This window comes from uncultured Cyclobacterium sp., assembly GCF_963977555.1.
Lineage (GTDB): Bacteria > Bacteroidota > Bacteroidia > Cytophagales > Cyclobacteriaceae > Cyclobacterium.
In genome coordinates this window covers 69308-81888 of the sequence record NZ_CAXBPD010000023.1, presented here as the reverse complement: position 1 = coordinate 81888, position 12581 = coordinate 69308, and the positions used below count along the sequence as shown (strand labels likewise).

The window sequence follows — 12581 nt, the reverse complement described above, 5'->3', positions numbered from 1 at the left end:
CATGTAATTTACGTCTAAGGATTCAATAGGTAATAATCTAATGGGGCTTTAATTGGTTTAACGCTCATTGGGTCAAATCAAATTATGAATTTTTGGCTAAACTGAAAATCTATCTTTTTGCCAATTCAATGGATTGGTGGAAATGTAATGTTGTATTCTTTCGAAGGAGGCTGAATTTTGGATGATATGGTCGTGAAATCTGGCCTGCCAGGTAAAACTGGCGTTTATTAATCGTGCCTGTTTGGTAACAGCAGATTTGTAGGAACAAATAATCGTTGAAATGCTGCCTGGTTTAGGTGATATTTTTGACATTTGTTCATTTATGGGCCTGGTTGGCACGGTAGATGCGTTGCATTGCAACGTATCTACCGGGGTATATTGGTGACGTTTAATCACCAATATACCATGGGTATGATTGGGCATCACCACGAAATTTCCCAATTCAACAAACGGGAAATGGTTGGGTATTTCCATCCAATATTTTTGGGCGATTTGGCCTAATTCATTCAATTGCATCATAGGGCTCTTGCATTGCAAGGTCCCTATGATAGAGGCATCCACAATTTCCCCAAAAAAATGATCCCTATTTTTGGTACAGATGGTTATAAAATAGGCACCGTTTTTCCGATAATCATATCCGGATAATCGAATAGACCCTATGCGGTATTTATTTTGGTATTTGTCCATTTTATTTTTGGCAAATTATTATTCAAAGCCTTCCACCATTCCCCTATATTTCACCCTTGGATAATCTGACATTCTGATATTGTCTCTCTCTAACTCACTCAGTGCATTTTTTGCAATCCATTTGGCTGAAGGGCTTTCAGTTTCCAGTAATTCTTGAGCCACTAGGATGGCTTTTTTGTTGAGATCCCGGTTTCGTTTTCCAATGTTTCGAAGTGCCCAATTCACCGCTTTTTTGACATAGATTCTTTCATCATTCGCTTCTTGCTTAATGATTGGGAAAAGGGATTCAAATAAGTCATTTTCCGATAGCTTATCTGCCATACAGTAAGAAGCAATAATGGTAAAACCTGCTCTTTTTTCAAATTCAGGTTTCCTTTTAGTCCATTCTAGGATTTTTGGGAGCGCAAAATCACTTTTGGCAAAGAGCCCCATAGAAAAGCTATCACAAACCTCCCAATTCTCAAATGTTTTGACCCACTTCTCCATCAATGCTTCAGTAACATCCTTGGGCTTGAATATTTTGCTGCATAAAATGCGGGCTTCGTAAATGCCACTGTCAAAAAGTTGCAGTGCAAGTGCATTGTCCTTTCCAATATCCTTAGCGATCTTCTTTAATTCTGAATGATATATCCCCAAAGAATTATTAGAAACAATCCCAAATTTCTTTTCCTTAAAAGTGACCTTTTCAGGATTTTGAAGCGCGTAAAGACGTTCGATAGTTTCCTTATAAGTCACTGGTTTCTATATTTTAAAATTTAAATTAGCTGCCAGAATCCTAAATCAGACAGTAAAATCCCAAAGCATTAACAATTAATAATTAACCATTAACAATTAATATCTATCATGAATAAAATAAAGCAGTTTCTGCATTTCCGTTTTTTGCACACTGGAACTGCCGGTATAGTTGTTGAAGAAGGTGCTGAAGAGGAGAACTTTGCCACTTTTGGTTAAAAGGAAACCACTCAGGGCGGTGCTCATGGCCAGGGTGCCCGTTTTGGCGTAGATGTATGCGGGCTGCCCGGGGTCTGCCGGGTACCAGTTGCGGATGGTACCGGATTCTCCGCCTGCAGGGAAGTAGGCTTTGATCTTTTCCATCGGAATTTCAGTATGGATTTTATGCAACAGCTTGATTACCGAGCGAGGGGTAAACATGTTTTGGGGAGAAAGACCTGAACCATCTACCCATTGAGGCTCATCAGGAAGATCCGCCAAATAATTCTCCTTTGCATAGGAAATCCCAGCCCGGATGTTAATGGAATCAAGAACCGCATCTGAAACCAGAGCCATCAGTTGTTCGGCCAAGAAATTGTCACTAATTTTCATCATCTGGGCATACAAGGAATCTGCCTTTATCGTAGGTAATTTTTCATGGACACTTTGAGTATAGCCTTCGTTTTCGAGAAGAGTGATTTTCTTTCCAACCGCTTCCTGTAAAAGGTTTCTAGCCAAATTCACAGAAGTGATAAAAGGTTTGTCTGTGGCAAAAGTCAGGCTGTCTTTTTCCCTATCAAAGGCATATTCATAGGTGTTTGTCTTGAAGTCTCTCTGGATAAAATAACTACCGGATTGAATTTTTGCTGATGGCCTCAATGGCAAAAGTACAGAATTTGGATAGGGTTCAGCGTTTACTGCTTCAGCAGTTTTTGAATAGCGTAAGACATTTCCATAGATCGGTAAAGGAGAACGTTCGGCAGCAAAGTAGTAGGGATACCAGTTCCAAGACCAGCCGGGTCCATAGCTAGACAGCTGCTCAAAATTGTCCACCATGAATAATTCTTTGGGACTGTCTTGGAGGAAGTCCACCACCGTACTGTCTTTAAAGTCGGGATGCAAAAGGGAAGGATCTCCCGTGCCCCAGAAAATTAGGGAATCGCCTTTGTGTGTATAATTCAGGCCATTGATATACCCATCTCCCAAGGCTTTATAGCTGGTATAGAAAGTAAATATTTTGGTGTTGGAGGCTGGGATAAAGTACTTGGTTTCATTTAATTTCACCAAGGTTTTGCCCTTTACTGGGTCATAGAGCATAAATCCCATATGCCCTTTTTCAAAGACATCGGAAGAACGAACTGTTTTGTTGATTTTTTGGACGGTGCAGGAAAAGACTAACAACAAGCACAACCATATACAATGTTTCATAGTAAAGTTTTCTAAGGAATCCATTTTAACATGGCTTCTAAGCCATAGGAAAAGTAACCTTTTCTGACCACACGGGGAAGTGATTTTAGCATTTACCGGCTAATATCCCAAATTGGATGTTGAACAAATGGTTTAAAAACAATGTTTACATAAGTGGATTTTGTCATTACTGTTGCAAAAAAACGGCAACAATACCGCCAAAATCCGGTGTTGGGATATTCAATTTACCACGGGCTTCACCCGTGGCTGTGAGATGCCGCCCATTCTTGGAATGATCCAATGGTGTCAAAACGGATTATGAGACCATAAAGGTCAGGATACTCCAAATGTAATTGCTTAAACAACAATACAGCAAGAGCCATGAGGGACTTATAATAGCTTACCAAGTACTTGCATGTCTAGTATTTCACATCTAAGGCCTTATGCTCCGAAATAAACAATTTCCATTTTAATTCCAGGTGGAATCAATTACTGAGAGAGCACAAGGTGATAGCCCTTTAGCTAAGTAGACGTTTTGTCCAGTCTGAAAATATGAAATAGATAGCGCCTCTTTTTTAAAAAGAGGCGCTTTGAAAACACTAATCGTTCCACCAAATTCGGTCCAGTAGGGTTACGTCAGGTACATTACTTCCATTCCTGCTCACTTCATTGTCAGGGTAGGCCAGTCTTCTGATGTACTGTCCATTGAGATTTCCATTTAGGTTCTCAGGCAAAGTCATGTCTTTGTAGGCATAATCAAACCTCCTAGCATCATTCCATGTTTCTGGATGGAGAAAGAGCGCTACCCATTTTTCCTTCATAATGTCGGCCAAGGTAAGTTCGCTTGCGCCCATACTCACCTCTGGATTATTGAGATAGTCCATTTTTTCATCATCACCAACTTCCAGCATGTCCATATGAGCCTCAATTCCTGCCAAATAGGCTGTATAGGCTCTAGAAGGGTCAGTTTCCAAGGCAACTTCGGCCTCTATGAATTTTTGTTCTGCATAGGTAGCTATTAATAGTGGGGAATCTTCGTAAGTATAGTACTGATCAGGAATAAGGGTTGACCTTGCGCCTTGTTCAGGTGCATTTCCTCTGCCTGCTCCATTGGTTACACCAATGTATTCTCCGTCATCCGTGGCCCCGATCATTAATGACAGCCTGGGATCCACGGTGGAATAGGAGGTTCCATCTAATGCTTCTATAAATTGGGTAGAAATCCAACCACCTAATAACAGGTTCTCATTGTTTATGGCCACCTGGGCCCAAGGATTGAATCGCTGTTCAAAGAACACCACAGTGGCATCATCCTCATTACTCGTCATGCCACTTGCCAAAGTGGTCAAAACAGCTTGGGCATCATAGGTAGTTGTCCCTTTAGTATGCAACATAAACCTGGCTTTAAGCATATTTCCAAATTTAATCCAAGAGGAAACGTCTCCATTAAATATAAAATCATCGCCTCCCAGAGAAAGTGCTGTATTTCCGGAGAGATTTTGGATACCTTGATCTAGTAAGCTGAATACCTCAGAATATAAGGCTTGATCGTCATCATAAGTAGGGGTAACTGAACTGAAATCAAACCCTTCGGTATAAGGAACATTTCCAAATACATCTACGGTCATCCCTAGATTTAATGCCATCAGAATTTGCCCAGCTCCAAGATAGTGGCCAGCCTCTTCTGCTTCCGCTTTTTCCATCAAATCAGTAAGGTCTGTCATCACATTGAACAAATCAAACCAAAGTCCACTGTAGTTACTTGCGTCCATGATATCTGAAGCCCCTGCTGGATTAGGAGAGGCAAGGTATTGTACATAATTGGACGTAATACTGCCAATGGCTTGCACATTGAGAGAAGTTTCATAGGTGGCATTGGTCATGAGCCCATTGATAGGAGCATCCTGAGGGTTATTGGGGTTTTCGTTGACATCAAGAAAATCCTCACATGAGCTTAATGCTAAAAAAAGCATCAGGCCGAGTATAGTATATATCGCTTTCATAGTTGCAGTTTTTTAAAGTCCAAGGTTCAGGTTAAAGAAAAAGCTCTGTACGCCGGGATAACCCAGACCTGTTAAACCAATGGCATTTCCGCCAGCACCTGCAGAGAAAGATTCTGGATCAAATCCATCCCAAGGTGTATATAAAATAATATTATTGGCAGCTACTGATACCCTAGCAGTTCTAAAGGGCGTTCGCTCCAGCAAATCAGGGTTAAGGTTATACCCAAGGGTAATGTTTCTTAATTTGATAAAGCTGGCATCAGACACAAAGTTTTCACTTGTTGTCCTGTAATGGTTTCGCCAATATCCAGCACCATAATCTACGCCATCAGGTCCTTCTCCCTGGCCCAACCAAACCTCTTTGGTATTGGTAGATCCATCTGCCAAGACACCTTCAAAGACTCTAAAATCTTCTCTTGCTTCCGTAAATTCATTCTTGCCAAATGCTGACAGGAAGTTCGCATATTGGTTGTACTGCTCCAAACCTGTTCTAAAATCTATTAAGAAAGAGAATTCAAAATCTTTGTAGGTAAAATCATTTCGTACACCACCAATCCATTTAGGCACAGCATTTCCTAAAATCAATTGGGTGCCTGTCCTTACTGGAAAGCCATTGGCACCAATGATTACAGGAAGACTTCGGTCCAGAAACAAATTGTCAGGATCGGTTCCTAGTCTTTGGTAAGAACTACCGAAAATATTACCATAAGCCTCCCCTTCTAGCAACTTCATGGTGACAGTAGCGCCAGCATAACCATATTGGCTTCCTACAACAATTTCATCGATACCTTCTTTAATGGCTTTAATTTCATTGTTGTTGATGGATAAATTGGCGCTTATGTTCCATGAAAAATCACTGTTTTCTATAGGACTACCACCCAATATAAACTCGAAACCGGTATTTTGAATTTCTCCTGCATTCGTGATATAGGAAGAATAGCCTGTTGCATCAGACACCGGTACTGGAATGATCTGGTCCTTTGCATTTGATTTATAATAAGTTACATCAAAGTTTGCCCGGTTATCTAAAAAGGCTGTTTGTAAACCAAACTCTATCGAAGTAGTTTGCTCAGGCTTTAAAGCGAGATCTCCATAGACCGAATTTCTTGTAAAGCCTACCTGACCGTTTAAAGGAAAAATAGAGGGTGAAACATAGGTAGATCCAAGAATATGTGCATCTGTGTCCTTGCCAACCTGCGCCCACGATGCCCTTAATTTACCAAAAGTCAGCCAAGAAGGAAGCTCCATGTTTTCACTAAAAACATAACCCAAATTAAATGAAGAGTAGAAAAAAGAGTTATTATCTTTGGGTAAGGTAGAAGAAATATCGTTCCTTCCAGTGATGTTCAGGAAGAGGTAATTCTTATAATCCATCATTAGATCCCCATAATAACCGACCAATCTCCTTATACTTTTGCCTTGACTGGCAAAAATTTGTGAAGCGACACTCAGGTTATAAAAATCCGGTATGACAAAGTTTTCACCTCGTCCGGTTACTCGGTCATATTTTCGTTCAAATATATCATTGCCCAATCTTAAACTGGTATTTAGGTCGGGACTAAATTGTTTTTTTAGGGTAATGAAGAAATTAGAAGTAAGGTCTCGGCTATTGATTCTGGTTTCTTCCAGATAACCCGTTGAACTGAGCGGTACTTCTCCGTCTATTCCTTTAGGGCCTGGAGTGATTTCAGTTCGTTGATCGCTGTAGAAGTCATTTCCAAGGCGGTAGGAAAAGGCAAGCCATTCCGTAGGGGTGTAGTTAAAATTGATATTCCCTATCACTCTGTTGACATTGTCTTCGTAGGTAGCAAAACGGGCATCATAGATTGGATTGGTATTGGAATAGGTTCTCATTGTCCCATCTTCGTTGATATAGTCCCGAACGTCAGTAGTTTCAGACCAGTACATCATTCGCTCCATAAATCGGTCATGAGGAACCCTGTTGCCACCTGAGTTACTGTAATTCACAGATCCAGAGAAATCAAACTTTTCTGAAACCTTCACACTTCCAGATAACTTTGCGGTAGTTCTGTTCCAGGAAGAAAAAGGAATGATACCTTCCTGTTGAAGGTTACCAAAAGAACCGTAGAATGTTGCTTTTTCATTGCCCCCAGAAATGCTTATGTTGTTGTCAAGCTGTACCCCGGTATTAAAAACCCTATTCCAATTGTCCTGGTATTTATGATCAGACACCGTTTGTTGGACTTCTGCTATAGGAGCGCCCCATGAAGGCCAAAAACTACTGGGCTGATACTCTCCACTAAACCCTTGACCGTATTTGTCTTGTAGTTTTGGCAGTTGGTTAACTGTTTCAAAACCTACAGAACCGTTGTAATTGACCCTAACTTCTCCAGCTTTTCCCTTTTTGGTGGTGACAATTACTGCACCATTGGCGGCCCTTACCCCGTAAAGAGCGGTTGCCGCTGCACCTTTCAGTACAGAAATGGAGGCCACATCATTGGGATTTAGATCGGCCATTCTGTTCGAGAGGCCCCTTGGCGTTCCAGTAGACTCAATGGTGGAGTTATCCACAGGTACCCCATCCACTACAAATAATGGTTGGTTATTGGCTCCTGGGTCTAAAGAATTGATCCCCCTGATGATGATTCTTGCTGACTGCCCAGGAGCTCCACCTGAATTGGTCACTTGAACACCTGCAGCTTGTCCTTGAAGCGAATTCACCAAGTTGGGTTGTTTTGTCTTGGTGATGGCTTCAGCATCGATATTTTGTGCAGCGTAGCCCAAGGATTTTTTCTCCTGAGAAATACCAAAGGCCGTCACAATAAACTCATCTAGTCCTTTTGCTTCTGGTTGCATGACCACATTAAGCGTTTGCTGGTTGCCCAATGTTATAGACTGAGTGGCAAATCCTATATAGGAAAAAACCAAAACCGTGTTAGTTCCCGAAACATTGAGGCTAAAGTTGCCATCAAGATCGGTGACCGTACCTGTTCCGGTACCCTCTGCGACAATACTGACACCTGGAAGACCTACTTGGTCTTCTGCAGACGTCACTTTTCCGTTGACTGTACTTTGCTGGGCGATAACTGCCCCATTAAATTGCAGAAGTAGCAACATCAATAAACAATAAGTAAAATTTTTCTTCATAAACTATAACCGATTAATTGACGATAAATGAACAATTTAAATACGCTTTAACTTTTGACCCAAAATGCATATAAAAGATAAGGATTAATGGTGTTTCACCTAATCTTTCTACGCAAAGGCATTGTTTTTACATTTTAAATCTTGTTTAGGGTTAATCTTAAATAATGAATTACCATTTAAGTTAGTTATAAAAATTTCAAAACCTTCGTTAAAGCCAAAATAATTACCGAAAAATTAAACCTAAAACAGGTAGTGGGCAATCAATTATGAATGGAATTAATCTAAACAAAGAAAAAAGTATTTGGCGATTTTATGGTAGTCGAGCAATAACTAATATTCAATTGATCTGTATCTCTTGCCAATAATTTAACTAAGGTGATTAGAATTGTAGGTAATGACGGGTAGGGTTCTATTAAATGAGTTGAAATCTTATTGCTTTTTCAAAGGTTAAGAATTTCTTCTAATCGGTCATCGTGATAGAATGTAAATGTTAAATGAAATTTTTGGTTTCTTCCCACCCACTATTCTACGATTTGCAGCATATTTATGCTGTACATTTTGGCTGTATTGTTGCAGGTAAAAGTTGAAAATACGGCTGAAATCAGTGAGCTGATGTGCTATTTACAATAGGATTTCAGCCGTATTAGGAACTTATGGCCGATTCAAGGTTTTGTTATTTGATTGTCCTTCATAAATGCTATAGCCAATCTCACTCTTCAGAAAATTGATATATTTGAATATGAAAGAGAACAAAAAAGTCAGCAATATCAGTACCATGGAATTGATTCCTGCTGAAAACCTGAATGAAACGCAGGCCAATTTAATTGACTTGGCTATCAAGGCAACCGACAATGCTTATGCACCTTATTCAAACTTTCGGGTAGGTGCTGCCGTAATTTTAGCAGATGGACAAACCTTCTGGGCAAATAATCAGGAAAACATTGCTTATCCTTCAGGCATTTGCGCAGAGAGAGTGCTATTGTGTTATACTCATTCTAATTACCCAAAGCTTAAACCACTTTCAATAGCCATAGTAGCAAAGAAAGCCAACGATACAGGAATGGCTACTGTTACTCCTTGCGGATTATGTCGACAGACCATTAGTGAATATGAAATGAAATTTGACAGCCCAATAGAGATACTTATGTTGCGGGCAGATGGGAGTGTACTTAAAGCGCAGGGGATTGACCAGTTACTTCCTTATAAATTAGAAGATCTAAATGTATAATGATTCAGAAAGAGATAAATTTTAAGTCCAGGCATACTTATTCTCTTAGTCATGAACCCACCGGTAATGAAACAAGTATTTGGGTTGTATTTCATGGTTATGGGCAATTGGCACAGTATTTCCTCAAAAAATTCACTCATCTATTTCACGAAGAATGCCTTATAGTAGCTCCTGAGGGTCTTAACCATTATTACCTCAAAGGGTTTTCGGGGAGGGTAGGCGCTAACTGGATGACCAAGCATGAACGTGAAATAGACATCGTCAACAACTATAGTTATCTTAACAGGATAATGGAAGAGTTGCACTTGCAGTTTGATCAGGCCCCTCAGGTAAATGTTTTGGGATTCTCTCAAGGAGTAGCAACGATGAGTCGATGGGTTTGCCAATCCAATCTAAATATAGGAAAAGCGGTTTTTTGGGGTGGAGCTCCCGCTCAGGATCTGGACCCAACTTTAATGGTTGAAAGGTTGAAAAATAGTCAAGTCATTTTAGCACTAGGTGATGAGGATCCTTTTTTGCAATCAGAAATGTATATCCGTCAGCAACATCTCATTTACGAGGCAGAATTTGTCAATTTCAAAGCGCTTAGCTATAGTGGAGGCCATGATTTGGACGCAGAATTGCTCAAAGAAATATTTTTGATGTAATTTTGGACATGAGGATTTTGTATAACCTGGGAATGAATTTGCTTGATTGGCTGATGAAGATTGGCAGTAAGCGATCAGACAAGCTCAAACTTGCCGTAAAGGGACGGGAAAAGACCTTTGAATCGATAAAATCTTTTAAGGAAGTGCAGTCTGGTAAATTGGTCTGGTTTCATGTTGCTTCCCTTGGAGAATATTTACAAGCAAAACCTGTAATTGCGGCGTTTAAAAAAGAGCAGCCTGAATGGGTAGTTGCTGTTTCTTTTTTCAGCCCATCAGGTTACGAACAGGTTATCAAAAAGAAGCAGGATGAGGTAGATTTCATTTGTTACCTGCCTATAGATACTTCAAAAAATGCCCATCAATTTATTGATTTACTATCGCCAGACATGGTTTTCTTCATTAAATATGATTTATGGGCCAATCACATTATGGCTGCCAAAAAGAGAAAAATTCCCCTTTATTTAATTGCGGCTTCTTTCAGAGCTGAGCAGGTGTATTTTGCCTGGTATGGAGGCTTCTTTAAAAAGTTGCTCACTTGCTTTGATCATATTTTTGTGCAGAATGAGGCATCCATGGAATTGCTTCAGAAGGCAGGGCTTAAAAGCATAAGCATGACAGGAGATCCTCGATTTGACAATGTATACAAGACCAGCCTTCAACCTAAATCGTTTCCAGAAATAGCTCAAGGCATCACCCAAAAAGTCATGGTATTGGGTAGTGTCTGGCAAGAGGACATGGACAACCTTATTCCTTTTATTAACCAATCCAAAGACTTACAATTTATTATTGCTCCTCATGATATTAATGCGGGAGTCATTGAAAATTGGCAGAAGGCCATTACCTTGCCTTCCATAAAGTATTCTGAATTTGGTAAAGTGGAGCAAGCCACAGCTTGGAATATTTTGATAATTGACAATATCGGCATGCTTTCTTCCCTCTATCAGTTCGCCCGATGGGCGTATATTGGAGGGGCGATGGATAAAGGACTTCACAATATATTGGAACCTCTGGCTTTTGGCATTCCTGTGTTATTTGGGCCATTAAAAAGGGTTTCGAAGTTTCCAGAGGCGGATATCAGCATTCAAAGTGGTTGCGGGTTTGCTGTTAAGGATGAAAGAGAAGTTATAACAGTTATGGACAAGCTTAGTCAGTCGGCAGACTACGAGGAAGCCTGCCTGGCAGCAAAAAACTTGGTAAATGACAATTTGGGAAGTGCTGAAAGGACGGTTGAAATCATTATGAAAGACACATGGAAGGAAGAGTGATCAAGACTACAGGCTCCTGGTATGAGGTGAAAGTAGGTGACAAAATGATCAAGGCAAGGCTTAGGGGGAAGTTCAAACAGGACAACCTTAAATTAACCAACCCTATCGCAGTAGGAGATTATGTCATCTTGGATAGGGAAAAAAACCAAGAAACAGCAGTTATTAATACGATTGTTCCCAGGGAAAATTATATCATCAGAAAATCTACCCGTAAAAAACACTTTTCTCATATTCTGGCAGCCAATGTGGACCAGGCTTACCTTATGGTAACTGTTCGTGATCCCAGAACTTCTTTGGGTTTTATCGATCGGTTTTTGGTAAGTACGGAAAGTTTTCGGATTCCCTGCACCCTTCTTGTCAATAAAGTAGAAACCTTAACCAAACAAAAGGACCTGGATTTTTTGGCAGAACTACACGATATCTATGCTCCTTTGGGCTATCCAATTATAGAACTATCTGCCTTGCACGATGAGGACTTAATGGAAAAATTTGAACCAGGACTAGCAGGAAAAACAACCCTGATGGCGGGGCATTCGGGAGTAGGGAAATCCACCTTACTTAATAGATTAGTACCGCAAGCTTCTCAGTTTACCCAAGAGGTTTCAAAGTTTTCTTCAAAAGGGGTACATACCACCACCTTTGCAGAAATGTTTCCATTTGGAGACTCAGGCTATTTTATAGACACACCTGGAATCAAGGAATTTGGGATTTTGGATATTGATGACCAAGAGCTTTCCCACTATTTTGTTGAATTGAGAAACTACCTGGGACAATGTAAATATAACAATTGTAAACACATAAATGAACCAGGATGTAAAGTTTTGGAGGTTCTTGAGCAAGGTTATATCCACCCTTACCGTTATGAGAATTACTTAAAAATTATGACTGAGGAAGAGAACCACCGCTAAAATGGGGAGGGTATAAGATTCCGGAATGCAGCGAAGTAAAATTTTGACCAATACTTTGAAAGCAAAGGCAATTCGGTTAATTTCATTAAAATTTTGACAAAGGCACAGAAATGACGCAAAAAGCAAAAATATTGGTTTTGAACCACCATCAAATCCAACAAAAAATTACGCGAATAGCATTTGAGATTTATGAAAGAAATGCCGGGGAAAAGCAACTGACAATAGTTGGACTAACTGGAATGGGATATGTATTCGCGGAATTGATGGTAGCCAAATTAAAAGAAATCGCTCCTTTTGAAGTACAATTGATCAAAGTGGAACTGGATAAATCAAATCCTAAAATTGAAGAAATTATTCTTTCAGAACATGGGCCACTAGAGGGCAAATCCATAATTTTGGTAGACGATGTTTTGAATACAGGTAAAACCCTGGCCTTTGCAATGGTCCCATTTTTAGAACTTAATGTAAAGAAGATGGAGGTTTTGGTTTTTGTCAACAGGAGCCATAAACTTTTCCCTGTAGCAGCAGATTATACCGGCTATGAATTGGCCACTACCCTTAACGAGCACATTACTGTAAATTTAGACCCTAACGCGTCCACCGTTCACCTTCACTAA

The 12581-nt window shown here is 40.1% G+C and carries 10 protein-coding genes; 5 read left to right on the top strand and 5 right to left on the bottom strand.

The features are described from left to right. Positions 1-96 precede the first annotated feature (96 nt). From AAC073_RS21910 to AAC073_RS21890, 5 genes are all read right to left on the bottom strand, one after another. The gene (locus AAC073_RS21910) at positions 97-687 is read right to left on the bottom strand and encodes a transposase (protein ID WP_339925960.1); all 591 of its coding nucleotides are present in this window, start codon (positions 685-687) and stop codon (positions 97-99) included. A gap of 18 nt (positions 688-705) precedes the next feature. Further along, entirely contained in the window at positions 706-1422 is a 717-nt protein-coding gene (locus AAC073_RS21905) for a DNA alkylation repair protein (protein ID WP_339925959.1), read from the bottom strand. Positions 1423-1518: 96 nt separating this feature from the next. Next, positions 1519-2826, bottom strand: coding sequence for a D-alanyl-D-alanine carboxypeptidase (locus AAC073_RS21900; protein ID WP_339925958.1), 1308 nt, complete (start codon positions 2824-2826; stop codon positions 1519-1521). Positions 2827-3404: 578 nt separating this feature from the next. Further along, the gene (locus tag AAC073_RS21895; protein WP_339925957.1) at positions 3405-4808 is read right to left on the bottom strand and encodes a SusD/RagB family nutrient-binding outer membrane lipoprotein; all 1404 of its coding nucleotides are present in this window, start codon (positions 4806-4808) and stop codon (positions 3405-3407) included. A gap of 12 nt (positions 4809-4820) precedes the next feature. Then, positions 4821-7916: a SusC/RagA family TonB-linked outer membrane protein gene (locus AAC073_RS21890; protein ID WP_339925956.1), complete on the bottom strand. Its 3096-nt coding sequence runs from the start codon at positions 7914-7916 to the stop codon at positions 4821-4823. A 739-nt stretch (positions 7917-8655) separates the two neighbouring features. Between AAC073_RS21890 and AAC073_RS21885 the strand changes: the two genes are divergently transcribed. The 5 genes from AAC073_RS21885 (at position 8656) to AAC073_RS21865 (ending at position 12581) form a co-directional block, all read left to right on the top strand. Next, the gene (locus AAC073_RS21885) at positions 8656-9144 is read left to right on the top strand and encodes a cytidine deaminase (protein ID WP_339925955.1); all 489 of its coding nucleotides are present in this window, start codon (positions 8656-8658) and stop codon (positions 9142-9144) included. Then, complete coding sequence (locus AAC073_RS21880) at positions 9144-9791, top strand: alpha/beta hydrolase (RefSeq protein WP_339925954.1); 648 nt, start codon at positions 9144-9146, stop codon at positions 9789-9791. Before AAC073_RS21885 ends, AAC073_RS21880 begins: the two co-directional genes overlap by 1 nt. Positions 9792-9823: 32 nt before the next feature. Further along, the gene (locus tag AAC073_RS21875) at positions 9824-11056 is read left to right on the top strand and encodes a glycosyltransferase N-terminal domain-containing protein (RefSeq protein WP_339925953.1); all 1233 of its coding nucleotides are present in this window, start codon (positions 9824-9826) and stop codon (positions 11054-11056) included. Beyond that, entirely contained in the window at positions 11041-11964 is a 924-nt protein-coding gene (gene rsgA / locus AAC073_RS21870; RefSeq protein ID WP_339925952.1) for a ribosome small subunit-dependent GTPase A, read from the top strand. The genes AAC073_RS21875 and rsgA overlap by 16 nt, the downstream gene beginning before the upstream one ends. A gap of 110 nt (positions 11965-12074) precedes the next feature. Continuing rightward, entirely contained in the window at positions 12075-12581 is a 507-nt protein-coding gene (locus tag AAC073_RS21865; RefSeq protein ID WP_339925951.1) for a phosphoribosyltransferase family protein, read from the top strand.